This window comes from Mesorhizobium sp. P2_D5 (assembly GCF_056404355.1).
The window spans coordinates 164,143-190,825 of record NZ_JBFUEE010000005.1 but is presented as its reverse complement, the minus strand read 5'-3'; the positions used below and the strand labels follow the sequence as shown (position 1 = coordinate 190,825).

The window sequence follows — 26,683 nt, the reverse complement described above, 5'->3', positions numbered from 1 at the left end:
CGGGGGAGATGTCCGGCAGGACAGAGGGGGGTGGCTGGGCGCAAAGCTTTAGGCTCTAACGACGAAAAGCTTCAAGGCCTCACCTGTCCCGACCCGCGCACGCGGTATTTGAAGGAGGTCAGTTGCTCGACGCCGACCGGCCCGCGCGCATGCATCTTGCCGGTGGCGATGCCGATCTCGGCACCCATGCCGAACTCGCCGCCATCGGCGAACTGCGTCGAGGCATTGTGCAGCAGGATCGCCGAATCGATCTCGTTGAAGAATTTTTCCACCGCCTGCGCGTCCTCGGCGACGATCGCCTCAGTGTGATGCGAGGAGAAGGTCTCGATGTGATCGATCGCACCTGCGACGCCATCGACCAGCTTCACCGCGATGATGGCATCGAGATACTCGGTCACCCAGTCGAGATCAGTGGCCGGCTTGGCGTCGGAAAATGCCTTCAGCACCTCGGCATCGGCATGGATTTCGCAGCCGGCGGCGCGCAGGGCGTCGAGGATAGGCACCAGATGCGTGGCGGCGGCAGCGCGGTCGACCAGCAGCGTCTCGGCGGCGCCGCAGACGCCGGTGCGCCGCATCTTGGCGTTGACGGCGATCCGCACCGCCATGTCGAGCTTTGCCGAGCGGTCGATGTAAAGATGACAGATACCTTCGAGATGGGCGAACACCGGCACCCTCGCCTCGGTCTGCACTCGCCCGACAAGGCTTTTTCCGCCGCGCGGAATGATGACGTCGAGAGTGCCGCCGAGCCCTTTGAGCATCTCGCCGACAGCGGCGCGATCGGTGGTCGGCACCAGCTGGATGGCGTCTTGCGGCAGGCTGGCTGCCTTCAGCCCCTCGACCAGGCAGGCATGGATGGCCGCCGACGAATTGAGCGAATCCGAGCCGCCGCGCAGGATCACTGGATTGCCGGCCTTGAGGCAAAGCGCGCCGGCATCCGCCGTGACGTTCGGCCGGCTCTCATAGATGACGCCGACGACGCCGAGCGGCGTGCGCACACGTTCGATATTGAGGCCGTTCGGCCTGTCCCACGCGGCGATGACGTCGCCGACTGGATCACGCAGTTCGGCGATTTCCCTGATGCCATCAGCCATGGCGCGGATGCGCGCCGGATTGAGCTTCAGCCGGTCCATGAACGAAGCGGAAAGCCCGGACTCCTCGCCATTCGAGACATCGATGGCGTTGGCGTCGAGAATATCCTGCTCGCCGGCGACGATTGCCTCGGCCATGGCGACAAGTGCAGTGTTCTTGGCGGCGGTGGTGGCGATGGCCAGCGGTCGGGCGGCAGCGCGGGCGCAGCGGCCGATATCGGCCATCAGCGCCACCGTGTCGTCCCCGGATTTTTCATGCAGCTTCAGCATGGCTCATCCTCCGCTCCATACTTCGTCACCGGCTCGTAGTTCGTCACTGGCCCGTACTTGGTCGCCAGCCCGTACTTGGTCGCCAGGATGGCTCACCACAAGGTCGTCGCGGTGGATCATCGCCGAACGCGCCTCGTAGCCGAGCACGGTTTCGATCTCGGCCGTCTTCAGCCCTGCGATCCTTACGGCATCGGCGGCATCGTAGGCAACCAGCCCGCGCGCGATCTCGCGGCCCTCGGGCGACAGGATAGCCACGGTGTCGCCGCGCGAGAAATTGCCGCTGACCAGCTTGACGCCGGCCGGCAGCAGCGACTTGCCCGACAGCAGCGCACCGATGGCGCCGGCATCGACCGTCAGCCGGCCGGCCGGTTCGAGCTGGCCGGCGATCCAGGTCTTGTAGCCCTTGACCGGATTGCTGCTCGGCCGGAAGAAGGTGGCGCGCTCGCCGCGTTCGATCGCCATCAGCGGCGACAATCGCGTGCCCGACGTGATGATCATGGCGGTGCCGGCGGCGGTGGCGATCTTGCCGGCATCGAGCTTTGTCCGCATGCCGCCGCGCGACAGTTCGGACGCAGCGGCGCCCGCCATCGCCTCGATGTCGGGCGTGATGCGATCGACCACCGGAATGAACTTTGCACCGGGATCCCGCGCCGGCGGCGCGGTGTAGAGCCCGTCGATATCGGAAAGCAGCACCAAAAGATCGGCGCCCATCATGGTGGCGACGCGCGCGGCCAGCCGGTCATTGTCGCCATAACGGATTTCGGAGGTCGCCACCGTGTCGTTCTCGTTAATGACCGGCACCGCCTTCATCTTCAGCAGCGTCGAGATCGTCGCCCGCGCATTGAGGTAGCGGCGACGCTCCTCGGTGTCGCCGAGCGTCAGCAGGATCTGGCCAGATTTCAGGCTCCCCTTGCCGAGCGCATCCGACCAGGCGCCGGCCAGCGCGATCTGTCCGACGGCGGCTGCGGCCTGGCTCTCCTCGAGCTTCAAGGCCCGCTTGCCCAGCCCAAGGATGGTGCGGCCAAGCGCGATGGCGCCGGAAGAAACGACGAGGATTTCAGCGCCGCCCTGGGCAAGCACGGCAATGTCGTCGGCCAGCGAGGACAACCAGTCGCGCTTCAGGCCCGTCGCACGGTCGACGAGCAGCGCCGAGCCGATCTTCACGGTGATGCGCCGGTATCTCTTCAGCGACTGCATGGTCTTACTTTTCCCAGCGCGTCTCGACCGGGGCCGAGATTTGCGCCCGCGCCTCGGCCACCACCGCCATCAGCGCCCGCAGCACCGCCTCGACGCCTTCGCCAGTGACCGCCGACAACAGCATCGGCGCCCGGCCGGCCGCACGCTTCAGCGAGGCGACCTTCTTCTTGCGCGCATCGGCGTCGAGCGTGTCGACCTGGGAAAGCGCGACGATCTCGACCTTGTCGGTCAGGCCGTTGCCATAGGCATCGAGTTCGGCACGCACGGTCTTGTAGGCCTTGCCCGGGCTTTCCTCCTGAGCCGAGACCAGGTGCAGCAGCACGCGCGTGCGCTCGACATGGCCAAGGAAGCGGTCGCCGATGCCGACGCCCTCATGCGCGCCTTCGATCAGGCCGGGAATGTCGGCGATGACGAATTCGCGCGCATCGATGCGGGCAACGCCAAGACCGGGATGCAGCGTCGTAAAGGGATAGTCGGCGATCTTCGGCTTGGCCGCGGTGACGGCGGCGAGAAATGTCGACTTGCCGGCATTGGGCAGCCCGACCAGCCCGGCATCGGCGATCAGCTTCAGCCGCAGCCAGATGTTGAGCTCCTCGCCCGGAAGGCCGGGATTGGCGCGGCGCGGCGCCTGGTTGGTCGAGGTCTTGAAATGCTGGTTGCCAAAGCCGCCATTGCCACCCTTGGCGAGCAGAAAGCGCTGGCCGACCACGGTCAGGTCGCAGATCAGCGTCTCGTTGTCTTCCTCGAACACCTGCGTTCCGGCCGGCACTTTCAGCGTGACATCGGCGCCCTTGGCGCCGGTCATGTTGCGGCCCATGCCATGGACGCCGGTCTTGGCCTTGAAATGCTGCTGATAGCGATAATCGATCAGCGTGTTCAGTCCGTTGACCGCCTCCAGCCAGACATCACCGCCACGGCCGCCATCGCCGCCGTCCGGTCCGCCGAATTCGATGAATTTTTCGCGCCGGAACGACACCGAGCCGGCGCCGCCGTCACCGGAGCGTATGTAGACTTTGGCTTGATCGAGAAATTTCATGGGCTGTGCAGTTTCTGCTAGTGGCTTTGCGGCATTGCTCTAAATCTAGCGCCTTGCTCTAAACCAAGGCGCGGCGAAGGGCGAGGCCGTTTTATGACAATGGCCGCTTGGGACCGGCTGGAGAGATGTCGGAATGAAGCTTGTAACCTACAACGTCCAGTACGGCATCGGTCTCGATGGGCAGTACGATGTCGGTCGCATCACTGACGCCGTGCGCGGCGCCGACGTGATCGCCCTGCAGGAGGTCACCCGCAACAATCCCCGGAATGGCGGCCGCGACATGGTCGCCGAGATCGGCGAGGCGCTGCCCGACTATTTCGCCGTCTATGGCAGCAATTTCGAGGCCAACATCGGCTCGCGCATCGACAACGGCCGCGCCATCACCACGACCTTCCAACTCGGCAATATGGTGCTGTCGAAAACGCCCATTCATCTTTCGCGCAACCTGCTTTTGCCGCGCAGCCGCAGCTTCGAGATGATGAATTTCCAGCGCGGCGCGCTGGAAGCGCTGATCGAGACGCCGTTGGGTTTCATCCGCTTCTATTCCATCCATCTCGATCACCGCAGCCCCGTCGAACGCGCCCGCCAGATTCAGTTCCTGCGCCGACGCCTGCTGAACTATGCGCTCGAAGGCGGCGCGCTATCCGGCGTCGCCGAGATCGGCCTGCCGGAATTGCCGCATCCCGAAGCCTTCGTCGGCATGGGCGATTTCAACATGCTGGCGGGCTCACCCGAATATGTCGAACTCGCCGGCAGGCCGGACCATGAATTCGGCATGCCGCTGACCGCCGACTTTGCCGTCGATGCCGCAATGCGCCTCAATGTCACCGGCGACGAGCTGGTCAGTTGGGTCGACCCCAAACAGCCCGCGAACGCCAGCCGCCATAAGCGCATCGACTACGTCTTCACCAGCGCTTCTCTGGCCAAATCGCTGAAGCGTCTGTGGGTCGACCGGCAGGCCGTCGGTTCGGACCACCTGCCGGTATGGGTCGAACTGGGCTGACTTTTTCAAACCTATGATTTCTATGCGACGCGAGACGCGTTGAGATTCAGGTCAGGCCGAGTCGAGAATGGTGGCTTCCGAGAACCGGAGCGGAGCGTACTTAAAGTACGTGAGCACCGGAAGCGCAGGAAACCGCCATTCGCAGGCCGGCCTCACCTGAATATCGACGCATCTCAAAAATGCACCCAGTTCCTGAGGCTCGTCCAGGTCTTCCTGTCGAGCCGGTAGCGCTCGACCGGCACCTGGCCGGCGACGATCGAGTTCAACATGCCCTGGCCGGCATACTGGAAGCCGCACTTGTGGATGACGCGGCGCGAGGCCGGATTGATGACCCGCGTCGAGGCATGCAGCACCTGGATCGACGTCTTCTGGAAGGCGAGGTCGACCAGCGCGTGGGCCGCTTCGGTCGCATAGCCCTTCTTCCAGTGAGGCTCGCCGATCCAGTAGCCGAGTTCCAGCCCGCGATCGGTGGTGTTGAGACCGGCGCAGCCGACGAAGGTGTCGGTGCCGGCCAGCGTCAAGGCATAGGCGATGCCGGCGCGGCGCGACTTCGTCATGGCAAGGAAGGCGCGTCCCTCGGCCTCACCATAGGGGTGCGGCATCCGGGCCAGCATTTCGGCGACATGACGGTTGTCGGCAAGTTCGACCAGTTGCGGGATGTCGCCTTCGCGGGGCGCCCGCATCACCAGCCGCTCGGTGACCAGGACCGGGCAGTCTATCGCGTAACTTTCGTCTTCGGTGTCTTCCGCTTCGGCAACCATGTGAAAGTCCTCCAGGCCAAGAAAAAGGGGAGATGGAAACCCATCTCCCCTGATCCTTTTCCTGGCTTTGCCAGACACCGGTTCCCGAGATGGGCGCCGGTGTTCTAGTGCGGAACCGGCTACTCCGCGGCTTTGGCAATCGGGTTGACCGATACGTAGGTTCGGCCGTTGGCTTTTTTGTTGAACGTCACGGCGCCGGTTTCGAGCGCGAAAAGGGTATGGTCCGTGCCCATGCCGACATTGACGCCGGGATGCCAGGTCGTGCCGCGTTGACGAATGATGATGTTGCCCGGGATGACGGCTTCGCCGCCGAACTTCTTCACGCCCAGACGCTTGGAATGCGAGTCGCGACCGTTGCGCGACGAGCCGCCAGCTTTCTTGTGTGCCATCTAACTAACTCCGTTGCGCCGCAAGGCGCCTAAAAGGCCTTATGAACGCGTTCGCGTTCCGTTTCAAGTCCGATTCCGGCGACCCAGTCGCCAGAAAATTACTTCGCCGCCAATTCCTTGGCCTGCTCGCGCCAGTCCTTGATCTGGTCGGCGCTGAAGGGCATGTGCTCGTCGATCTTGGCGACATCCTTGTCGGTCAGCTTGGCGAGCTGGGCGAAGGTGATGATGCCCTGCTCGCCGAGGTCCTTGGCAGCGACCGGGCCGATGCCCTTGATCACGGTCAGGTCGTCCGGTTCGCCCTTCGGCGCCTTGAACAGCGGCGCTGCCGCGGTCTCGGCTGCCTTGGCCTTGGGCTCCTTCTTCGGCGCGGCTTCCGCCTTCGCTTCGGTGGCGGCCTCTGCCTTGGCTTCCTTCTTCGGCGCCTTGACGGCTGCCGTCTTCGTCGGCTTGGCGCCACCCAGCAGGATCTCCGAGATCCGCACGGTGGTCAAAAGCTGGCGATGGCCGATCTTGCGGCGCGAATTCTGCCGGCGACGCTTCTTGAAAGCGATGACGGTGCGGTTCTTGCCCTGCTCGACGACTTCGGCGGTGACCACCGCGCCATCGACGAACGGCGCGCCGAACGTGACATTCTCGCCCTCGCCATGCGCGAGAACGTGGCCGATTTCGACGATATCGCCGACACTGGCTTCGACTTTTTCGATCTTCAGGAGATCGTTGGCGGCAACGCGATACTGCTTGCCACCCGTTTTAATGACTGCGAACATTTTTTGCCTTTCGCTGTTCGGTCGGCCTTGATGAACCGCCTCTGGCGGTCCGGCCGTCTTTTTGTCAGTCTGCGGGTTCAAAAAACAAGCGGCGCGGAAGAACCCTCCACGCCGATTGCGCGCTGTCCCTAACCGAAGGTTGGGTGCAAGTCAAGGCGAAGCCGTTGCCGGGACGGTTATTAGCTCGGCAAGCATCTGGCCATGTCGACACGACCGCACGGCGTTGCCGTCGTCGGCACGCGAGGATCTGTCGGGCGGCCGGAAATCCGCGTGGGCTTGACCGCAGGTACCAATGCAAATCCGCCGCTTGTCCAGGAAGCCAAATAACTCGCGGATTGGCCTTGTAACCTGCCCGTTCAGCCGTTATCTAGTGCGCCGCGCCGGCAACGGCCGACCATGACCGCGGAGAGGTGGCAGAGTGGTCGAATGCACCGCACTCGAAATGCGGCATGGGTGCAAGCCCATCGGGGGTTCGAATCCCTCCCTCTCCGCCAGTTTTACAATAGGCCCTCTAACCATCTGAAAAGCCTTCACTTCCTAGGCTCCCGCCAAATGGCGGTGCCGCACGGAAGTTCGACGCGAACCCAACAGAGAGTTCGCCGGCTGTTCAGGGCTGCTCTACGCGCTCATCCCGCGGACAAGCGGGCGCGACGATCACTCCGGCACACCGGAGATGCCCAAGGCCTCGACGTAGCGCTCGGCGAACACCTTGTCCAGCCACGGGTTGATCTGTCTCTGCAGGGTGAGCGTGAAGGTCGGAAACGCCTCCATCAGCCGCCGCGCCGCTGCCTGTGCCTCGTCCAGCCGGTTGAGTTTGACCAGCGCCATGATCACCACCCGGTGCGAGGAGCCGTAGTTCGGCATCTCGTGCAGCGCGCGTTCTCCCCATGCCAGCGCTTCCTCGTAGCGCTCGAGCATCAGGTAGCTCATTCCGATGCCGGAGAGTGCGATGCCCTTCTCGGGGTCGACCGGGCTCAGCCGCATTGCCCTGTGAAAGTGCTCGATCGCGACGAGCGGGCGGCTGGCATGTGCGTTCACCCAGCCGCTGCCGGTATGGCCCTGCGCCGAATTGGGGTTGAGCAGCAGGGATCGTTCGATCGCGCCCAGCGCCATCTCGTAGTCCTTCGCGCTGTAGGCGATCACCTGCGCGGCGAAGCGCAGGCTCGTGGGGTCGTCGCGCGCTTCCGCCAGGACCTCGCGCGCCATGCGCACGGCGACTCGGACATCATCGGGCTCGTGCCAGCACTGGCTCACGGACAGGCTGCGGATATAGGCGCCGAGTCCCTTTGCCAAGTTGAAGCCAGGGTCGATGCTGAGCGCCTCGTTGATGAGCCGGCGCACGTCGGCAAAGCCTTCGCGCGTCATGCTGTAGAAGCGCGGCAGCGCGCGTAGGTAGAGGTCGTAGGCGCTGATGTAGTCGGTCGGCTTCATGCGCGCCTGCTTGATCTCCTGCAGCCGGATGCTCGGCTCGACAGCGCCGACGACGCTCTCGGTCACCTTGTCCTGAAGGTCGAAGATGTCGCTCAAGTCGCCCTCGAAGCGGTCGGCCCAGACATGGTGTCCGCTGATAGCGTCCACCAACTGCCCGCTGATGCGCACCCGCGATCCTGCTCTGCGGATGCTGCCTTCGAGCACGTAGCGGACGCCCAGTTCGCGCCCGACCTGGCGCAGGTCCACCGCCCGGCCCTTGTAGGTGAAGGACGAGTTGCGGGCGATCACGAAGAAGGAGTTCACCCGGCTCAATCCCGTGATGATGTCCTCCACCAGCCCGTCGGCGAAGTACTCCTGGTCGGGGTCGCCGCTCATGTTGGTGAAAGGCAGAACCGCGATCGAGGGTTTCTCGGGCAGGGCAGGCGGTGCAGCCACCGAGACGCTGGCGTCTGTCTCGACGCGGTAGGCGCGCACAGGCCGCTCGATGTTCTTGAGGCGCAGCTCGCCGAGCGGCGTGAAGCCGCAGTCGAGCTTGCCCTCAAGGTGGTCGTAGGCGGTGCCCGAGACGACCACGGTGCCGGGATCGGCGACGCTTTCGAGGCGAGCGGCGATGTTGACACCGTCCCCGTAGAGGTCGCCGTCCTCCTCGCAGACCACGTCGCCGAGATTGATGCCGATGCGCAAGCGTATCCGCTCTTCCTCGGGCGCCTCCGCCTCGTGTTCTGCCAGGGCCTGCTGGATCGCCATCGCCGAGGTCACCGCGTTAACGACGCTCGCGAACTCGCACAGCATGCCGTCGCCGGTGAGCTTGACGATCCGACCCTGGTGCTCGGAGACCAGCGGTTCGAGGAGGTCCTTACGGTAGATCTTCAGCCGCTCGAGCGTGCCGCGCTCGTCGCGCTCCGTCAGCCGCGAATAGCCGACCACGTCGCAAGCCAGGATCGCCGCGAGATGGCGCTGCGTGGTCATTTCACTGCTCAGCCAGGCGCCTGCACGCGGGCCGCCCCGCATCCATGCCCTGCCGACTTCCAGACGCCTCCCGTGCATGGTATCCATCTCTCCCAGTCTCCGACCGTCGCCGATACAGAACGGAGAACGCAGCTTGACCTTGCCTTCACAAGATTTCGCTATTCCGCTTGCGAGGCGTGGAGCGTTCCAGTCGCCGCGCTACAGCCAACCGACGACACGCCCACGCAGCCTCTGGGTACGCTGAAACGCCGCTCCTCCCAGAAGGTCGGAGATATTTCCTGCCCTGTGTAACCGGTTGACGCCACCGTGACGGTGCTTTTGTATCGGGCAGGCATCACAACAGACCTTCGCGCTTAGAATGGCCTGATGACCAGGGCACGGCTTCCGACAGGTGCCGGCGTACGAATTCGCAAGGTCTGCAAAGTTGTCAGGTGCGGCGCAATGGCTTGATCGCCTCGCCCACGCGGCGGGCGATCTCCAGCTCGAGATGCTGGCGCCTGCGTAGCTGTGCCCGCTTGTTCGGTTTGTATTCAGCCGAACATCGTCAGGTGGACCCGGCTGCCCCCGGATTCGGCCCAGAAGCTGTCGTAGTCTGCGGAAATGCGGTGGCGCAGGGCAAAGTCGTTTGCAAAGACATGGCCCGCGTTCGACGCGGCAACAAGACCCGAAATGTCGAGGGAGCGTGCGAGCGCCTGGGCCACCAGCAGCAACAGTGTTTTGGGTCGCAGTCCTTCCATGGCCTTCGTCAGCGTGCGCGCATCATCAAGACCTTGCACTCCAACCGATGCGGACTTGAGCGCACCGATCCAAAGCACGTGTCCCTGCCCGCTGAGCCGCAGGAGCGGTCTATCCACAATCGCAAGGCCCATCTCGGTGATTGGTCGCCCGGCCAGGCGCAGGAGCAGGCGACATTCAGCCTCCCTGTACAACTTGTCCTGGCCGGTCAGTTCAACCGTGACGTTGCCCGCCGTGGTCGAGAGATCCAGCAACTGTTGGCCGCCAGTGTGGCTCCTGATCAGGGCGGCGTCGGTGAAGAGTTGCGCCGCCGCGACGTAATGACCGACGACGGCGACCCGGCGATGTCCGCGCCTCAGCGAGGTCGTCAGGTAGCATCGGACGGGCTTCAGGGGAATGTCTGGATACTTCTCGAGGATCGCCGCGAAGGGTTCGGCACCGAGTTTGGACTGGATGGCGGCGATGTCGCGGCGGAATATCCAACGAAGCGCCGCCCACTTGATCGTATGGACGCATCGGTTCAGTCCGCGTCGAAAGCCGGAGGTCTGCCGTTTGCGATGAACCCGCGGCGGCGATGGCGACATTGCCCCATTCAAATGCTCACCCTTCGCATTCTCCGTGCCTCATTGTTGGAATCTTTAGCTTATCGGCGCTGCCCCGCGACATTACGGATTTGTAAGGTGGCCACGAAAATGGCCGGCTTGCGGATCGGTTTCGCCGCCGGAAAAATGGCAGTGCGCTTGTTCCCGTCGGATGCACGAAGAGTGCGACAATGAGATGCGCTGCTGCCGACGCGTGTCGCCCTCAGCCCTCAGCCACCCGACTGGTGGCCCGCGATTACGGCAAGAAAAACCTGGCCGAATTCCTTGAGCTTCGCCGCCCCGACGCCATTCACTTCGGCGAAGGCGTCGAGATCGGTTGGCCGGCGCTCGGCCATGTCGATCAGCGTGCGATCGGAAAACACCACATAGGCCGGCACCTGGCGCTCCTTGGCGAGGCGCAGCCGCAGCGTCTTCAGCGCGGCCAGCAGCGAAGCATCCACGCCTTCCATGTCCGCGGCCTGGGCGGACCGCATCTTGCCGCGCAAGGCGGGGCTGCGCACTTCGACGCGGTAGTGGAACGGCATTTCGCCACGGCCAAGCGCATGGCCTTTTTCGACGATGGCGAGGCCGCCATGGCCGCTGGGATCCGGTATCAGGAAACCACCCGCGACGAGCTGCCGTATCAGCGACAGCCAGAAATCCTTCTTGTGCTCCAGTCCGCTGCCGAAGCTTGAGAGCCTCTGGTGGTTCCTGGCCAGCACCTTCTCGGTTTCATGGCCGAGCAGGATATCGATGACATGGCCGGCACCGAAGCGTTCTCCGCTCTGCGCGACAGCCGCCAGGATGATCCGCGCCTCCGCTCCGCCATCGGCGCGCGGCGCCTGGTCGAGGCAGGTGTCGCAATTGCCGCAAGGCGGCGCTTCCTCGCCAAAATAGCCGAGCAGCACCTGGCGGCGGCAGTGCGCTGTTTCGCAATAGCCGATCAGCGTGTCGAGCCGGCCATGCGAGCGCCTCTTGTGCTCGGCCGGCGCATCCTCGTCGTCGATGAACATCCGCCGCATGCGGATATCGCCAAGGCCAAACAGCATATGCGCCTCGGCTGGTCGCCCGTCGCGACCGGCGCGGCCGATTTCCTGATAATAGGCCTCCAGACTGCCCGGCAGATCGGTGTGGAAGACATAGGCGACATCAGGCTTGTCGATGCCCATGCCGAAGGCGATGGTTGCCACCATGACGACACCGGACAGGGTCATGAAGCTGTTCTGGTTGGCATCGCGCGCATCCTTGCTCATGCCGGCATGGTAGGCGAGCGCGGTGACGCCGTTCTTCTCGAGGAAGGCCGCCATTTCCTCCGTCTTCTTGCGCGACAGGCAATAGACGATGCCGCTGCGGCCGGGGTGGCGCTCGACGAAGCTCAGCAACTGCCGCTTGCTGTCCTGCTTGGCGGCGATGCCAAGCTTGATGTTCGGCCGGTCGAAGCCCAGCACCAGGGTTTCGACACGCTCGGCGAACAGCCGCGCCTCGATGTCGGTGCGTGTGCCCTCGTCCGCCGTCGCCGTCAACGCGATGATCGGCACGTTGGGGAAGATGCCGCGCAGCCGCGACAAATCTTCATATTCGCGCCGGAACGCCGGCCCCCATTGCGAGATGCAATGCGCCTCGTCGACGGCGATCAGGCTGACGTCGAGCCTGGCCAGCGCGTGGAGCATCCGCTCGGTCATCAGCCGCTCCGGCGCGAGATAGAGCAGCCGCGTCTGGCCTGCCGCGACGCGACGCCAGGCGGCGACATTGGCCTCGCGGTCGATCGAGGAATTGATCGTATCGGCGGCGACGCCGGCGAGCCGCAAGGCGGCGACCTGATCCTGCATCAACGCCACCAGCGGCGAAACGACGATGGTTAACCCGCCCAGAACCAGCGCCGGCACCTGGTAGCAAAGCGACTTGCCTGCACCCGTCGGCATGACGGCCAACACATGACGCCCGGCCAGCAGCGCGTCCATGACATCGGCCTGGCCGGGACGAAAATCATCGAAGCCGAACACGTCCTTCAGGACGCGCCGCTTGGGGTCCTCGGCCCGAACGCTCGCTGCCTGTGCCTGCATCAGTCGGACACCGGGCCGGAAACGATTTTTGGTGGATTGGAGAGGATGTGGAAACCGATCAAAACGACTCTCCGCGTGACGCCTTGGAGTAGCGCAGCCGTCATCCAACCACAACGGCCCTTTGCGGGAACCTCGGTTCGTTGACATCGTCGGGCTGCACCATGGCGGCGATGGGCTCCATGCTAGAGGCAGAACCTGTCCCTTCCCCTGCGACACCTGCACCCCGCTGGATTCCCTCATCCGCTGCGATGTAAGCTTGTCCCGGCCAAGGCACATGTTGAGACAGGTCAGGCCGGCCTCACCTGAAGATCAACACGCCTTTAGGTTAGGGAGGGCGCGCTATGCTGCAGACCAGACAGGATGCTCTCGGCGAGCGGTTTCAGCTGCAGCGTACCGCCTTCGAGGCGCAGCCTTTCCCGGACATTGGCGTCCGCAAGGATCGCCTGAGACGCCTGCTGGCACTGACCGAGCGGCATGAGGCTGAGATCTGCGCGGCGATCGACGCCGACTTTGGTGGCCGCTCCGCGCACGAGACGCGTCTGGCAGAACTGTTTGTCGTGCGCGCCGGCATCCGCCACACGCTGTCTCACCTGAAGGGCTGGATGCGAGAACGTCGCGTTGCCACCACCATGCCGTTCCTGCCCGGCAGAAATCGCCTCGTCGCACAGCCGCTCGGTGTCGTCGGGATCGTCTCGCCCTGGAATTATCCCTTCCAGCTCGCCGTCGCGCCGATGACCGCCGCACTCGCCGCCGGCAATCGCGTGCTCGTCAAGCCGTCCGAACTGACGCCGGCTTTTTCGGCGTTGCTGGCGCAACTGGCCGGCCAGCATTTCGCGCCCGACGAGCTCAGCGTCATCACCGGCGATGCGGAGATGGGCAAGGCCTTCGTGTCGATGCCTTTCGATCATCTGCTGTTCACCGGTTCGACCGCGGTCGGCCGCCAGGTTGCGATCGCCGCCGCCGCCAACCTGACCCCGGTTACGCTCGAACTCGGCGGCAAGTCGCCGGCGATCTTCGATCCGTCCTGCGACCTCGATGCGGCGGCAGCCAGCGTCGCCTATGGCAAGCTGTTGAATGCCGGGCAGACCTGTATCGCGCCGGACTATCTGCTGGTGCCGTCAGGGCAGGCAGGCATCGTCGCCGCGAAGCTCGCGACGGCAATAGCGCGGCTCTACCCGACCTTGCGCGACAATCCCGACTATACCGCCATCATCAGTGACCGGCACCACCAGCGCCTGCGCGAGATGATCACTGAGGCCCGCGATACCGGCGCCGATGTCGTCGAAATCAACCCGGCCGGCGAGGAACTCGGCACCGCCAGCCGAAAGTTGCTGCCAACCCTGGTCCGCAATGCCGGCCCGAACCTGCGGCTGATGCGCGAGGAGATTTTCGGGCCGGTGCTGCCGATCGTCGAGTATGCAGGGATAGACGAGGCGATCGACCATGTGAACCGCGCGGACCGGCCGCTGGCGCTCTACTGGTTCGGGCGCGACAGCGGCAACCGTCAACGTATCCTGCACGAGACGGTCGCCGGCGGCGTCACCATCAACGACTGCATGCTGCATCTGGTGCAGGAGAACCAGCCCTTTGGCGGCGTCGGCGCCAGCGGCATGGGCGCCTATCACGGCGAATGGGGTTTCCGCACCTTCAGCAAGCAGAAGCCGGTTTTCCTGCAGTCGAGGCTGAGCGCTGGAGGCCTGCTGCGTCCGCCCTATGGCAAGACGTTCGAGCGGATTTTCAGCTTGCTCCGGCACATCACCTGACGTCGAGCAATTCCAAAAAAGTTGTCAAACGATTTTCCCGGGAAAAGCGCGTAGCGCTTTCCCTAGGGAATTGCGTCAAAACAAAGGGATAGAGCGGTTCTCCGTATCCGTGAAACGATGAACCGCTCTGGAACAGCCATCGGTTGTACGGCGCGTTAAACCTATGTTCACGATGATACGGCAGGCTCCACATCCTGCGGTCATGTCTTGAGTACCGCGGCGCCAAAAGCGCCCAGGCAACAACCCGCGCCTCCTTGGGGCGCGGGTCATCCCCGCGTTCGATCACCCGGCCTTGGCCAAGCAAGTCGTGGACTAGGCGAGAAAATCGGCTCGGTGCGGCGTGAAACTGTCGACCAGCCGCCCCGCCTCCAGCGCCTTGACACCGTGCACCAGATTGGACGGCACGATGAAGCTGCCGCCGGCCGCGATGATTTCGGTCCGGCCATCGATGGTCACCTCGAAGCGGCCCTCCGCGACATAGCTCGCCTGGACATGCGGGTGCGAATGCAGGGCACCGACGCCACCCTTGTCGAAGCCGAATTCGACCATCATCAGTTCATCGGTGTGCAGCAGGACGCGCCGCCTGTTGCCGTCCGGCGTCGCCGTCCAGCCGCCCTCACCGGCATGCGCGAAAATCTTCGGCTCAGCCATCGTCATCTCCTTATCGCGCCAGCCAGCCGCCATCCACCGGCACCACCGCGCCATGCATGTAGTTCGACGCCGACGCCAGTAGGAAGACGGCGGCGTCGCCAATGTCTTCCGCTACGCCCCAGCGCCCGGCAGGGATACGCGCCAGGATAGCGGCACTGCGGTCGGGATCGGCACGCAGCGCCTGCGTATTGTTTGTCTCGATATACCCGGGCGCGATGGCGTTGACGTTGATGCCTTTTGCCGCCCATTCGCAGGCGAGCAGCCGGGTGATGCCGAGCACGCCGTGTTTCGAGGCGGTGTAGGACGCGACGCGGATGCCGCCCTGAAAACTCAGCACCGAAGCGATGTTGACGATCTTGCCTTGCCGTCCGCCAGCAAGCGCGCGTCTGGCGAAGGATTGGCAGAGCAGGAAGGCCGTCTTCAAATTGACGTCCATGACATCGTCCCAGTCGGTTTCGCTCAAATCGACGGCATCGGCGCGCCGGATGATACCGGCATTGTTGACCAGCCCGTCAAGCGGGCCGCTTTCGTCCCAGATCCGGTCCAGCATCGGACCGGCGGCTGCCGTGTCGGCAAGGTCGGCGCTTACCGCCTCGAATTGCCCACCGGCTGAGGCAACCTTGCTTGCCGTATCGTCCATCGACGAGCGCCCGACGCCGATCACCGCACCGCCGGCACGCGCGATCGAGACGGCTATGCCTTGACCGATGCCGGTGTTGGCGCCGGTGACGAGGATGCGTTTGCCGGCCAGGCTGAAGGCGGAAAGGTCGCTCACCGCAAGTCGTCCAATGCCACCGGGTCCACATCGGTATAGTCGACATTGTCGCCGGCCATCGCCCAGATGAAGGCGTAGTTCGAAGTTCCGGCGCCAGAGTGGATCGACCAGCCCGGCGACAGCACCGCCTCCTCGTTGCCCATGACGATATGACGCGTCTCGTCCGGCTCGCCCATGAAGTGGAAAACGCGCGCCGTCTCGGCCAGGTCAAAATAGAGATAGGCTTCCATGCGCCGGTCATGCACATGGCACGGCATTGTATTCCAGACCGAGCCCGGCGCCAGCTGGGTCATGCCAACCACCAGCTGGCAGGTTTTTGCACCCTCGGCATGGATGAACTGGAAGATCGAGCGCTCGTTGCAGCTATCCTTGCTGCCGAGGTCGAGACGCTTGGCGTCACCGATGCGGATAAGCCGGCTCGGCCAGGCCTGATGCGCCGGCGCGCTGAGCAGGTAGAATTTGGCCGGCGCGGCATTGTCCGCCGAGACGAATGAGACGTCCTTGCTGCCCATCCCGAGATAGACCATGTCGCGCGCCTGCAATTCATGAGGTTGGCCGCCGGCCGTGACGACACCGGCGCCGCCGATGTTGACGGCGATCAGTTCGCGGCGGTCAAGAAAATCCTTGGTCCCGGTCGGCTTGATCGCCTCCAGCTGAAGCGGTGCGTCAGTCGGCACGGCGCCGCCGACGATCATGCGATCGTAGTGGGTGTAGGTCAGGCTGATACGGCCGGACTGGAACAGATCGTCGATGTGGAAATTGTGCCGCAGTTCGTCGGTTCCCATCGCCGCGGCGGCAACGGGATCGATGGCGAAGCGCGATGTGTAGTCGGTATGGCTCTGGCTCATTGCAGTCCTGATTTGAGATGGGTCATTCGCCGGCAGCGGCCTTGACCGAACTGGCATAGAAAACCTGCCTTGCATGCAGCCGCTCGCGGTAGCGCTGCTGGCTGGCGCTGAGGTGCGCGCGCATCGCTTCGCGCGCGGCTTCGGCGTCGCCTGATGTGATCGCATTGAGGATCACCAGATGCTCGCGCTGCAGCCCGCGCTGATATGTGTCGGATTGCACCAGCTCGGTCGACCAGGGCGAGGTCACGTCACACGGAATGGCGCGCCGGCCGAGCACGTCGAGCATCTCGACATAGAAGGGATTGTTGGTGGCGCTGGCGATCGCCCGGTGGAAGGCGAGGTCGGCCGGCCCGGTCGGCTCGCTGGCGAGCAGCAGCCGTTCGAACTCGAAGAAGGCTTCCTGGATCGCCGCCTCTTGCGCGGCGTTGCGGCGGATGGCTGCAAGCCCAGCCGATTCGATTTCGATTGCCAGCCGCACTTCGAGCACGTTGAGCGCGATCGAATCCTTGCTGCCCATGTAGGCGGCCAGCGCGCCGAACATCGTCGAGATGTGTTCGGTGACGAAGACGCCGGCGCCCTGGCGCGCTTCGACTAGGCCGTCGGCGGCAAGCTTGGCCAGGGCCTCGCGGATGACGGTGCGGCTGACGCCGAAGGTCTCGGTCAACCGGCCTTCGGTCGGCAATTTGTGGCCCGGCAGGATCTCGCCCGCCTGCAGCTGCTTGCGTATCGCCGCGACGACGGTCTCCGACAGCTTTGGTTTTCTCTCGACCCTGAGGTCGGTTGCGGTATCCGATGCCATGTCGCCCCCCTATTTGAACACGCCGGCAACCAGAGCGAGATGGCCGGAATATAGGTCATAAGCCCGAGAACCACGGCACTCGCGCCGGATCGAGCGCATCGCTTCCCCAGTTCAGAGCCGGTACGCCTTCTTGGCAAGCGTGTAGGCAAGGTCCCGCGCCAGCTCGTGCGCCTCGTCCTCGCGCAGCCGATGCTCGGCGACGAGACGCGCCAGGAACGCGCAGTCGACCCGCCGCGCCACATCGTGGCGCGCCGGTATGGACGGAAAGGCGCGGGTGTCGTCGTTGAAGCCGACGGTGTTGTAGAAACCGGCCGTTTCGGTGGTCATCTCGCGGAAGCGACGCATGCCCTCCGGGCTGTCGTGGAACCACCAGGCCGGCCCGAGCTTCAGCGCCGGATAGGTGCCGGCGAGCGGCGCCAGTTCGCGCGCATAGCTGGTCTCGTCGAGCGTGAAGAGGATGATTGTCAGGTCCCGTTCCAGGCCGACGCAATCAAGCAGTGGCTTCAGCGCCGTGACATAGTCGGTCCGGGTCGGGATATCGAAACCCTTGTCGCGACCGAACTTCTGGAAAATAGACGGCGAATGGTTTCGCCATGAACCGGGATGGATCTGCAGCACAAGCCCGTCATCCCGGCTCATCTTGGCCATTTCGGTCAGCATCTGGGCGCGGAACAGCCGCTTTTCGCGCTCGTCGTCCGAACCATGGCGCACACGGTTGAACAGTTCCTCGGCCGCCGCATCGGAAAGATTGGCGGTCTCGGCCGTCGGATGGCCGTGATCGGACGAGGTCGCACCATAGCTTTTGAAGAAAGCACGTCGCTGACGGTGGGCATCGAGATAGCCGGTCCAGTTGCCGGTGTCGCAGCCGGTGATTTCGCCAAGCTTGTCGAGATTGGCCGAAAACCCTTCGAAGTCCGGATCGACGACGGCGTCCGGCCGGTAGGCTGTGATGACCTTGCCTTCCCAGCCGCTGTCGCGGATCATCTGGTGCCATTTGAGGTCGTCGAGTGCGCCTTCCGTCGTTGCGATGACCTCGATGTTGAAGCGCTCGAACAGCGCGCGCGGGCGGAAATTCTCCCATTGCAGCACCGTCGCGATGGTGTCGTAGTGACGGTCGGCAGTCGCCGCGTTCAGCGGTTCGTCGATGCCGAACAGATGCGCCAGCACATGGTCGAACCACAGCCGGGTCGGCGTGCCGCGGAAGAGGAAGTAGTTGTCGGCAAAACGCCGCCAAATCGCCCTGCCATCGGTTTCCACCGGCGCGCCGTCCAAGGTCGCCACGCCGAGATCCTCGAGGCGAACGCCCTGGCTGAACAGCATGCGGAAGATGTAATGGTCGGGCACGATGAGCAATTGCGCCGGATCCGGGAACGGCTCGTTCAGCGCATACCAGCGCGGATCGGTGTGACCATGCGGGCTGACGATAGGCAGGTCCTTTATCCCGGCATAGAGATCGCGGGCGATGGAGCGCGAATGCGCGTCGGCGGGAAACAGCAAATCCGCATTGGTCAGTGCCACGACGATCCTCCCAAGGCCGCTATCGGTAGGGTCGGCAAGAAATAATGTCAACATACAAAAATTAGATTGTTGTATGATGACTGTTCCTACCATTGTGTGGCAAGAAATCGGATGTTACGTCGCTTGCCAACCCATCTCAGAGGCGATCTCATGCCGTCCAGCCAGACTAGCCGCGCCACGCCAACCAGGCGCCTTTCCGCGATGACGGCACATACTTTGCCGGCGTCGGCCGCGACTCCTTTGTATGATCGCAGCCTCGTCGTCCCCGGTATCGTGCATCTCGGCGTCGGCGCCTTCCATCGCGCCCATCAGGCAGCCTATGTCGACGACTGCCTGGCGGCAGGAGACACGAGTTGGGGTATCGTCGGCGTTTCACTGCGCAGCGCCGACACACGCGATGCGCTCTCGCCGCAGGACGGGCTCTACACGCTGGCGATCAGGAGCAGCGGCGAGGAAAAGCTTCGCGTCATCGGCTCCATCGCGTCGATGCTGGTGGCGCCGGAGGACCCGGGCGCGGTGCTGGCCGCGCTGACCGATCCGCGCACCCGCATCGTGACGCTGACGATCACCGAAAAGGCCTATCTCAGGGCCGCCGGCGGCGGGCTGGACACCGCTCATCCCGATATCGTCCATGATCTGGCAAATCCGCAAATGCCGAAGACAGCGCATGGTTTTCTCGCCGAGGCGCTTGCGCGGCGACGCGCCGCCGGCACGCCGCCCTTCACCGTGCTCTGCTGCGACAACCTGCCGGCCAATGGTGCGACGCTGCACCGGCTGCTGATCGAGTTCGCCGAATTGCGCGATGCCAGGCTCGCCCAATCAGGCGATGCCAGGCACGCAGCGAAGGCCGATAGCGGCCTCGCCAGTCACATCGCCGACCAGGTCGCTTTTCCCTCCAGCATGGTCGATCGCATCGTGCCGGCCACCACAGACGCCGACCGGGCGCGGATTGCTACCGAACTCGGCGTCGAGGACGCCTGGCCGGTCATGACCGAGCCGTTCTGCCAATGGGTGATCGAGGACAATTTTCCGGAGGGCCGGCCAGCCTGGGAACGGTTCGGCGTCACCATGGTCAGCGATGTCGGCCCCTTCGAGGACATGAAGCTCAGGCTGCTCAACGGCGCGCATTCGGGCATCGCCTATCTCGGCCTGCTCAGCGGTCATGCCACCGTCGACCGCGCCTTCGCCGACCCGGCAATCCGGCAGTTCGTCGATGCATTGTGGGCCGAAGCCATTTCAACGCTGCCGGAGGATGCCGGCCTCGATACATCAGCCTATACGGCCGAGCTTACCGAGCGTTTTTCGAACACCGCTCTTGCCCACCGTACGGCGCAGATCGCCAATGACGGCAGCCAGAAGCTGCCGCAACGCATCGTCGCATCGGCATTGGAGTGCTTGGAAGCCGGCACCGAATTGGTCCATCTCACGCTGGTGGTCGCCGCCTGGATCGCCGCCTGCGCTGCGCGGGGAAAGACCTTGCCGGAGGGCCATTTCACCGACCCACTCGATGCAGCATTAACGGAGCTTTTGAGCCAGCAGCTACCGGCGAATGAGACCGTGACGGCGGTGTTCGAACTCGCCGGCTTCGCCAGCGACCACGCCGAGCGCCAGACGCTGATTGAACTCGTGGCCGTCCATCTTGTACACCTGCGACGGGATGGTTCAACACTGGCCTTCGCCGCGTTGGGAATAGGAAGTGAATAGTCGAGGCGGGACCCGATACGGCTCAGATCGCGACGCAAAGGCAGGACGAGCGCCACCCACACGATCATCAAAGCGATACCTGAAAGATTGGCCAGCCAAGCCAGATCGACGCCCGGAAACACCGGAAAGCCGATGTAGATAAGCACCAAGCTGATGGCACTGACCACCACTAGGCTGGCAGCCGCCAGTCTGCCGCTGCCGATCCAGAGGAACCCACCGAACGGACCGCCAAAGGCGGATACCAAAGCGGTCGACCAGCGGGATCGCGAAGCTGTTTCTCGCGCAGCTGTTTCTTCATCATCGGCCACCCCCATACCCAAGGCAGCCGGACTGTCCGCCAAACAAAAAAGCGAGGCAAGGCCCCGCTTTTCACTCATCTGAAGCGAATTTTAGGCCGGCAGGATGGCTCCTTCCAGCGTCGTAAGCTGGCTAAGGAACTGTTCGGCCTTGCTGCGGGCCTCGTCGTCCTTGGCGTCGGCGGCGTCTTCCTTGGCTTCCTGGATGCGGCGGGCGAGATCGGCGCGGTCGACATCATTCACCGCCACAGCCGACTCCGCCAACAGCGTGCAGCCAGCCGGAACGATATCGGCGAAGCCGCCGAACACGACATAACGCTCTTCCTCGCCCGACGCGGTCTTAACAGTGACCACACCCGGCTTGATCGTGGTCATGACCGGCGCGTGATGCGCCATCACGGTCATCTCGCCCTCTGCACCTGGAATGACGACGGATTCGACCTGCTCGGAAACAAGCAGGCGCTCCGGCGAGACCAGTTCGAACTTGAAAGCTTCGGCCATGATCAATCTAGCAAACGGGGAATAGTGAGTAGCGAGTAGTGAAGAAACTCGCTCGTCTCATAAACCCCTATTCGCTACTCCCTATTCGCTATTCGCTTCTTATGCCGCTTCGGCCGCCAGGCGCTGTGCCTTCTCGACCGCTTCCTCGATGCCGCCGACCATGTAGAAGGCGGCTTCCGGGAGGTGGTCATAGTCGCCGTTGCAGAGGCCCTTGAAGCCCTTGATGGTGTCGGCCAGGTCGACCAGCTTGCCAGGCGAGCCGGTGAACACTTCGGCGACGAAGAAGGGCTGCGACAGGAAGCGCTCGATCTTGCGGGCGCGTGCCACCGTCTGCTTGTCCTCTTCCGACAGCTCGTCCATGCCCAGGATGGCGATGATGTCCTGCAGCGACTTGTAGCGCTGAAGGATCGACTGCACCTGGCGCGCGACGGCATAGTGCTCGTCACCGACGACCAGCGGATCGAGCATGCGCGAAGTCGAATCCAGCGGATCGACGGCCGGGTAGATGCCCTTTTCGGCAATGGCGCGGTTGAGCGTCGTGGTCGCGTCGAGGTGGGCGAACGAGGTCGCCGGCGCCGGGTCGGTCAAGTCGTCGGCGGGCACGTAGATCGCCTGCACCGAGGTGATCGAGCCCTTGGTGGTGGTGGTGATGCGTTCCTGCAGCGCGCCCATGTCGGTGGCGAGCGTCGGCTGATAGCCCACGGCCGACGGGATACGGCCGAGCAGAGCCGACACTTCCGAACCCGCCTGCGTGAAGCGGAAGATGTTGTCGACGAAGAACAGCACGTCCTGGCCCTGGTCGCGGAAATATTCCGCAACCGTCAGGCCGGTCAGGCCGACGCGGGCGCGGGCGCCCGGCGGCTCGTTCATCTGGCCATACACCAGAGCGGCCTTGGAGCCTTCACCGCCGCCCTTCTTGTTGACGCCAGACTCGATGAACTCGTGATAGAGATCGTTGCCTTCGCGAGTGCGCTCGCCGACGCCGGCGAACACCGAGTAACCACCATGCGCCTTGGCGATGTTGTTGATCAGCTCCTGGATCAGCACGGTCTTGCCGACGCCGGCGCCGCCGAACAGGCCGATCTTGCCGCCCTTGGCGTAGGGAGCCAGGAGGTCGAGCACCTTGATGCCGGTGATCAGGATCTGTGCTTCCGTCGACTGCTCGACATAGGTCGGAGCCGGCTGGTGGATGGCGCGCATCTCGATCCCGTCGACCGGGCCTTCTTCGTCGACCGGCTCGCCGATGACGTTGATGATGCGGCCGAGCATGCCCGGACCGACCGGAACGGTGATCGGCCCGCCGGTGTCGCGCACTTCCTGGCCGCGCACCAGACCTTCGGTCGAGTCCATGGCGATGCAGCGCACGGTGTTTTCACCCAGATGCTGGGCAACTTCGAGCACCAGGCGGTTGCCGACATTGGTCGTCTCGAGCGCGTTCAGGATCGCCGGCAGGTGATCGCCGAACTGCACGTCGACAACGGCGCCGATGACCTGACGGACCTTGCCGACAACGCCGGTTGCCTTGGTGGCGACAGCCGATGTCTTGGTCGCGGCGGCCTTGGCCGGTGCTGATGCCGTCTTGGCCGGAGCTGCCTTCGCCGCTGCTGCCGGAGCCTTGGCCGCCGCCTTCACGGGGGCTGCGGTCTTCGCGGCTGCTGCCTTGGGGGCTGCCGTCTTGGATGTTACCTTCTGGGGGGTCGCTGCTTTCGCCATCGTCTTTACCCTTTTTCGTCCTTTGTTTCTCACGCGGTCCGCTCGCGGGTCGATGACCCGCAAACCGCGCCTAGAGCGCCTCGGCGCCCGAAATGATTTCGATCAGTTCCTTGGTGATCTGCGCCTGCCGCTGGCGGTTGTAGGTGATCGACAGCTTGTTGATCATCTCGCCGGCATTGCGCGTCGCATTGTCCATGGCGCTCATCTTGGCGCCCATTTCGCCGGCCGCGTTTTCGAGCAGCGCCCGGAAAACCTGCACCGAGATGTTGCGCGGAATGAGATCGGAGAGGATTTCGCCCGGCTCCGGTTCGTATTCATAGACGGCGCTGCCGCCATCCACCGCCTCGGCCGGAGCCGAAGCGATACCGGCTGGAATGATCTGCTGCGCGGTCGGGATCTGGCTGATCACCGACTTGAACTGCGAATAGAACAGAGTGCAGATGTCGAAGCCGCCCTCGTTGAAGAGGTGGATGACTTTCTTGGCGATCGCGTCGGCATTGACGAAGCCGAGCGTCTTGACCTCGCGCAGATCGACACGATCGAGAATCATCGACGCATAGTCGCGGCGCAGGATATCGAAACCCTTTTTGCCGACGCAGATGATCTTGACCTGCTTGCCGTCGGCCAAAAGCTTGCGGATATGGTCGCGGGCAAGGCGGGCGATCTGCGAATTGAAGCCGCCGCACAAGCCGCGCTCGGCGCTGCAGACGACGAGCAGATGCACGTCGTCCTTGCCGGTGCCGGTCATCAGCGCCGGGGCATCGCCGCCGCCGCCGATTGCCTGGGTGATATTAGCCAGCACGGAACCCATGCGCTCCGAATAGGGGCGCGCCGCTTCGGCAGCCTCTTGCGCACGGCGCAGCTTCGCAGCGGCGACCATCTGCATCGCCTTGGTGATCTTCTGCGTCGCCTTGACCGAGGCGATACGGTTACGAAGGTCTTTTAATGAAGGCATGCTTCAAACCTGATCCCGTCTTGTCTCATCCCGACTGGCGCTTCGCTCAGGCGAAGGTCTTGGCGAAAGCGTCGATCTCGGCCTTCAGCTTGGCGCGCAGATCGTCCGACAGCGCCTTTTCCTTGCGGATGGCCTCGAGCACGTCCTTGCCCGCCGCACGCATGTGGCTGAGCAGGCCATGCTCGAACTTGCCGACCTGGTTGACCGGCAGCTTGTCGAGATAGCCGTTGACGCCGGCGAAGATCACCGCGACCTGCTCTTCCGTCTTCAGCGGCGAGAACTGCGGCTGCTTCAGGAGTTCGGTCAGGCGCGATCCGCGGTTGAGCAGGCGCTGCGTGGCGGCGTCGAGATCGGAGCCGAACTGCGCAAAGGCCGCCATTTCGCGATACTGCGCGAGCTCGCCCTTGATCGAGCCGGCAACCTGCTTCATCGCCTTGATCTGCGCGGCCGAGCCGACGCGCGACACCGACAGGCCGACGTTGACGGCCGGACGGATGCCCTGGAAGAACAGGTTGGTTTCGAGGAAGATCTGGCCGTCGGTGATCGAGATCACGTTGGTCGGGATATAGGCCGACACGTCGTTGGCCTGCGTCTCGATGATCGGCAGGGCGGTCAGCGACCCACCGCCCAGATCGTCGTTGAGCTTGGCGGCGCGCTCGAGCAGGCGCGAGTGCAGGTAGAAGACGTCGCCCGGATAGGCTTCGCGGCCCGGCGGGCGGCGCAGCAACAGCGACATCTGGCGGTAGGCGACGGCCTGCTTCGACAGATCGTCATAGCTGATCAGCGCATGCATGCCGTTGTCGCGGAAATACTCGCCCATGGTGCAGCCGGCGAACGGCGCCAGATACTGCATCGGCGCCGGGTCGGACGCGGTGGCGGCGATGATGATCGAATATTCGAGCGCGCCGCGCTCTTCCAGCACCTTGACGAACTGCGCCACGGTCGAGCGCTTCTGGCCGACGGCGACGTAGACGCAGTAGAGCTTTTCCTTCTCGGGGCCGTTGTCGTGCACCGACTTCTGGTTGAGCATCGTGTCGAGGATGATGGCGGTCTTGCCGGTCTGGCGGTCGCCGATGACCAGCTCGCGCTGGCCGCGGCCGACCGGGATCAGTGCATCGATGGCCTTGAGGCCGGTCGACATCGGCTCGTTCACCGATTTGCGCGGGATGATGCCGGGCGCCTTGACGTCGACGCGTTTGCGCTCGACTGCCTTGATCGGGCCCTTGCCGTCGATCGGATTGCCGAGCGCGTCGACGACGCGGCCGAGCAGACCCGGACCGACCGGAACGTCGACGATGGCGCCGGTGCGCTTTACGATGTCGCCTTCCTTGATGTCGCGGTCGGCGCCGAAGATGACGACGCCGACATTGTCGGCTTCGAGGTTGAGCGCCATGCCGCGAGTGCCGCCGGGGAATTCGACCATTTCGCCGGCCTGGACATTGTCGAGGCCGTAGACGCGGGCGATACCGTCACCGACGGACAGCACCTGTCCAACTTCGGAGACCTCGGCCTCCTTGCCGAAATTCTTGATCTGGTCTTTCAGAATTGCGGAAATTTCCGCGGCGCGGATGTCCATCAGCCGACCTCTTTCAGTGCAAGCTTGAGCGAGTTGAGTTTGGTTTTGAGCGACGTATCGATCTGGCGCGAGCCCATCTTGACCACCAGCCCGCCGAGCAGTGACGGATCGACGGTGACAGAGATGGCCACGTCCTTGCCGGCAACGCTTTTCAGCGCCGCCTTGAGTTCGTTCTGCTGGGCATCGGTCAACTCGTGCGCCGACGTCACTTCAGCAGCGGTCTCGCCACGGTGTTCGGCGGCGATCTGGCGGAACGCCCTGATCATGCCGGGGATGGCGAACAGACGGCGGTTACGGGCCACGACGCGCAGGAAATTGCCGGTGAGGCCGGTGATCCCTGCCTTGTCGGCGATCGCCGCGATGGCCTTGGCCTGATCCTCGCTGGAAAACACCGGGCTGTTGATCAGCCGGGTAAGGTCGGCACTGCCCGCGAGCATCGCCTCGAAACTGTTGAGGTCTGCCTCGACCTTGGCGACCGAATTTGCCTGCAGGGCGAGTTCGAACAGCGAACCCGCGTAGCGTTCTGCGACACCTGAGATTGGCGATGACGATTGGGCCACGGACCGTCTTTTCTCTTGTCTGACAGGCCGCAGATTGTTGGCGCGAGCAAAAACTCTGGCTAAATCTTTGACCTTACTGCATTTTTCCAAGCACGGAGACGCGGCTTCCGCTATCCCCGGCCGAAAGTCGATTGCCGTCTACCACAGGCATTTTAAGACCGCAATGCGTCGTTCCGCATGGTTTTCAGGCACTATTGTCGCATCCGGCAAAAGAGTCCTGCCTTCCGCCCCGGAAACCCCAGGGATTCAAGGCAGAAAGCCGAAGGCAAAGGCGAGCGGCAACGCCGCCAATGCCAATTCCACCACAATGGACACCCAATTGAAAGGCGTATTGGCGCCATCCGACATCATCGACAGCAGCCGGCCGAAGGCAGTGAACAGCCAGGAGAAGCCAAGAGCCATATAGAGAAAGGGCTGTGGGCCGAGCAGGAGACAGCACAGGCCGACGCCAAGATAGAAGCCCGACATCCTGCCGCGCCCCTCGGCGATCGCCGCCACCTTCTCGGGCCTTACCTGCAAGCGAAGAATCCGGAAGGCCAGGTGGGGCGCCAGAAAAAACAAAAGCCCTTGCAGAACGGTGACGACGGCGCTCGACCACGCCAGCCATTCGCCCTGACTCGTCGGCCATGGAAGCGCAAAATCCATCTTGTCTCGAACCCCCTCACAGTAATTCCGGATGCATTGAATGTCGCCCGTGGAGGAAGTCAAGCGCACCCCCGGAAAGCCGGGGCTCG

23 protein-coding genes and 1 tRNA gene are annotated in these 26,683 nt (G+C 63.8%); 4 read left to right on the top strand and 20 right to left on the bottom strand.

All coding sequences use genetic code 11. From position 1 onward, the window contains the following. Nucleotides 1–71: 71 nt before the first annotated feature. Genes AC1DYW_RS22240 through obgE form a run of 3 tightly spaced genes read right to left on the bottom strand, consistent with a single transcriptional unit; the run spans nucleotide 72 to nucleotide 3,591 of the window. Nucleotides 72–1,358, bottom strand: a complete 1,287-nt coding sequence (locus AC1DYW_RS22240) for a glutamate-5-semialdehyde dehydrogenase (protein ID WP_477227648.1) — start codon at nucleotides 1,356–1,358, stop codon at nucleotides 72–74. Between the two features lie 3 nt (nucleotides 1,359–1,361). Next, a complete protein-coding gene (gene proB, locus AC1DYW_RS22235) occupies nucleotides 1,362–2,555 on the bottom strand; it encodes a glutamate 5-kinase (RefSeq protein WP_477227647.1) in 1,194 nt (397 codons plus the stop codon). Nucleotides 2,556–2,559: 4 nt separating this feature from the next. Beyond that, nucleotides 2,560–3,591 (bottom strand): GTPase ObgE, encoded by a 1,032-nt coding sequence (obgE, locus tag AC1DYW_RS22230; RefSeq protein ID WP_477227646.1) that lies wholly within the window; start codon nucleotides 3,589–3,591, stop codon nucleotides 2,560–2,562. Nucleotides 3,592–3,724: 133 nt separating this feature from the next. Between obgE and AC1DYW_RS22225 the strand changes: the two genes are divergently transcribed. Continuing rightward, entirely contained in the window at nucleotides 3,725–4,594 is an 870-nt protein-coding gene (locus AC1DYW_RS22225; protein WP_457151014.1) for an endonuclease/exonuclease/phosphatase family protein, read from the top strand. 173 nt (nucleotides 4,595–4,767) lie between these two features. Here AC1DYW_RS22225 and AC1DYW_RS22220 read toward each other — a convergent pair whose 3' ends face one another. The 3 genes from AC1DYW_RS22220 to AC1DYW_RS22210 form a co-directional block, all read right to left on the bottom strand. Continuing rightward, nucleotides 4,768–5,355 (bottom strand): GNAT family N-acetyltransferase, encoded by a 588-nt coding sequence (locus tag AC1DYW_RS22220; protein WP_457151829.1) that lies wholly within the window; start codon nucleotides 5,353–5,355, stop codon nucleotides 4,768–4,770. Nucleotides 5,356–5,474: 119 nt separating this feature from the next. Further along, nucleotides 5,475–5,744, bottom strand: coding sequence for a 50S ribosomal protein L27 (rpmA, locus tag AC1DYW_RS22215; RefSeq protein WP_013529063.1), 270 nt, complete (start codon nucleotides 5,742–5,744; stop codon nucleotides 5,475–5,477). A 98-nt stretch (nucleotides 5,745–5,842) separates the two neighbouring features. Further along, nucleotides 5,843–6,511, bottom strand: a complete 669-nt coding sequence (locus AC1DYW_RS22210) for a 50S ribosomal protein L21 (protein ID WP_457151830.1) — start codon at nucleotides 6,509–6,511, stop codon at nucleotides 5,843–5,845. Nucleotides 6,512–6,915: 404 nt separating this feature from the next. Between AC1DYW_RS22210 and AC1DYW_RS22205 the strand changes: the two genes are divergently transcribed. Continuing rightward, a tRNA-Ser gene (locus AC1DYW_RS22205) sits at nucleotides 6,916–7,005 on the top strand. Nucleotides 7,006–7,165: 160 nt separating this feature from the next. Here the strand turns inward: AC1DYW_RS22205 and AC1DYW_RS22200 are convergent. From AC1DYW_RS22200 to recQ, 3 genes are all read right to left on the bottom strand, one after another. After that, nucleotides 7,166–8,998: an adenylate/guanylate cyclase domain-containing protein gene (locus AC1DYW_RS22200; protein ID WP_457151831.1), complete on the bottom strand. Its 1,833-nt coding sequence runs from the start codon at nucleotides 8,996–8,998 to the stop codon at nucleotides 7,166–7,168. A gap of 443 nt (nucleotides 8,999–9,441) precedes the next feature. Then, a complete protein-coding gene (locus AC1DYW_RS22195) occupies nucleotides 9,442–10,230 on the bottom strand; it encodes a DUF535 family protein (RefSeq protein WP_457151832.1) in 789 nt (262 codons plus the stop codon). 227 nt (nucleotides 10,231–10,457) lie between these two features. Then, a complete protein-coding gene (gene recQ / locus AC1DYW_RS22190; protein ID WP_477227645.1) occupies nucleotides 10,458–12,290 on the bottom strand; it encodes a DNA helicase RecQ in 1,833 nt (610 codons plus the stop codon). 341 nt (nucleotides 12,291–12,631) lie between these two features. Here recQ and AC1DYW_RS22185 point away from each other — a divergent pair, with 341 nt between their 5' ends. After that, nucleotides 12,632–14,053 (top strand): coniferyl aldehyde dehydrogenase, encoded by a 1,422-nt coding sequence (locus AC1DYW_RS22185; protein ID WP_477227644.1) that lies wholly within the window; start codon nucleotides 12,632–12,634, stop codon nucleotides 14,051–14,053. 312 nt (nucleotides 14,054–14,365) lie between these two features. Here AC1DYW_RS22185 and AC1DYW_RS22180 read toward each other — a convergent pair whose 3' ends face one another. The 5 genes from AC1DYW_RS22180 to uxaC all read right to left on the bottom strand — a co-directional run bounded on the left by AC1DYW_RS22180 (nucleotide 14,366) and on the right by uxaC (nucleotide 18,698). After that, nucleotides 14,366–14,704 (bottom strand): cupin domain-containing protein, encoded by a 339-nt coding sequence (locus AC1DYW_RS22180; protein WP_477227643.1) that lies wholly within the window; start codon nucleotides 14,702–14,704, stop codon nucleotides 14,366–14,368. 10 nt (nucleotides 14,705–14,714) lie between these two features. Then, entirely contained in the window at nucleotides 14,715–15,479 is a 765-nt protein-coding gene (kduD, locus tag AC1DYW_RS22175) for a 2-dehydro-3-deoxy-D-gluconate 5-dehydrogenase KduD (protein ID WP_477227642.1), read from the bottom strand. Then, a complete protein-coding gene (kduI, locus tag AC1DYW_RS22170; protein WP_477227641.1) occupies nucleotides 15,476–16,327 on the bottom strand; it encodes a 5-dehydro-4-deoxy-D-glucuronate isomerase in 852 nt (283 codons plus the stop codon). The genes kduD and kduI overlap by 4 nt, the downstream gene beginning before the upstream one ends. 22 nt (nucleotides 16,328–16,349) lie before the next feature. Beyond that, on the bottom strand, nucleotides 16,350–17,126 hold the full coding sequence (locus AC1DYW_RS22165; RefSeq protein ID WP_477227640.1) for a FadR/GntR family transcriptional regulator: 777 nt from the start codon (nucleotides 17,124–17,126) through the stop codon (nucleotides 16,350–16,352). A gap of 111 nt (nucleotides 17,127–17,237) precedes the next feature. Next, nucleotides 17,238–18,698 (bottom strand): glucuronate isomerase, encoded by a 1,461-nt coding sequence (uxaC, locus tag AC1DYW_RS22160; protein WP_477227639.1) that lies wholly within the window; start codon nucleotides 18,696–18,698, stop codon nucleotides 17,238–17,240. A 96-nt stretch (nucleotides 18,699–18,794) separates the two neighbouring features. On the opposite strand from uxaC, the gene AC1DYW_RS22155 reads away from it, so the two are divergent. Beyond that, the gene (locus tag AC1DYW_RS22155) at nucleotides 18,795–20,348 is read left to right on the top strand and encodes a mannitol dehydrogenase family protein (RefSeq protein WP_477227638.1); all 1,554 of its coding nucleotides are present in this window, start codon (nucleotides 18,795–18,797) and stop codon (nucleotides 20,346–20,348) included. 389 nt (nucleotides 20,349–20,737) lie between these two features. On the opposite strand, the gene AC1DYW_RS22150 is transcribed toward AC1DYW_RS22155, so the two are convergent. The 6 genes from AC1DYW_RS22150 to AC1DYW_RS22125 all read right to left on the bottom strand — a co-directional run bounded on the left by AC1DYW_RS22150 (nucleotide 20,738) and on the right by AC1DYW_RS22125 (nucleotide 26,594). Beyond that, nucleotides 20,738–21,145 (bottom strand): F0F1 ATP synthase subunit epsilon, encoded by a 408-nt coding sequence (locus AC1DYW_RS22150; RefSeq protein ID WP_457153767.1) that lies wholly within the window; start codon nucleotides 21,143–21,145, stop codon nucleotides 20,738–20,740. A 99-nt stretch (nucleotides 21,146–21,244) separates the two neighbouring features. Continuing rightward, entirely contained in the window at nucleotides 21,245–22,858 is a 1,614-nt protein-coding gene (atpD, locus tag AC1DYW_RS22145) for a F0F1 ATP synthase subunit beta (RefSeq protein ID WP_477227637.1), read from the bottom strand. Between the two features lie 70 nt (nucleotides 22,859–22,928). Further along, entirely contained in the window at nucleotides 22,929–23,813 is an 885-nt protein-coding gene (locus AC1DYW_RS22140) for a F0F1 ATP synthase subunit gamma (protein WP_477227636.1), read from the bottom strand. Between the two features lie 46 nt (nucleotides 23,814–23,859). Further along, a complete protein-coding gene (gene atpA / locus AC1DYW_RS22135; RefSeq protein WP_095084178.1) occupies nucleotides 23,860–25,389 on the bottom strand; it encodes a F0F1 ATP synthase subunit alpha in 1,530 nt (509 codons plus the stop codon). Continuing rightward, nucleotides 25,389–25,949, bottom strand: a complete 561-nt coding sequence (locus tag AC1DYW_RS22130) for a F0F1 ATP synthase subunit delta (RefSeq protein WP_477227635.1) — start codon at nucleotides 25,947–25,949, stop codon at nucleotides 25,389–25,391. Before AC1DYW_RS22130 ends, atpA begins: the two co-directional genes overlap by 1 nt. Nucleotides 25,950–26,195: 246 nt before the next feature. Then, complete coding sequence (locus AC1DYW_RS22125; protein ID WP_477227634.1) at nucleotides 26,196–26,594, bottom strand: AGROH133_08824 family phage infection protein; 399 nt, start codon at nucleotides 26,592–26,594, stop codon at nucleotides 26,196–26,198. Between the last annotated feature and the right edge of the window lie 89 nt (nucleotides 26,595–26,683).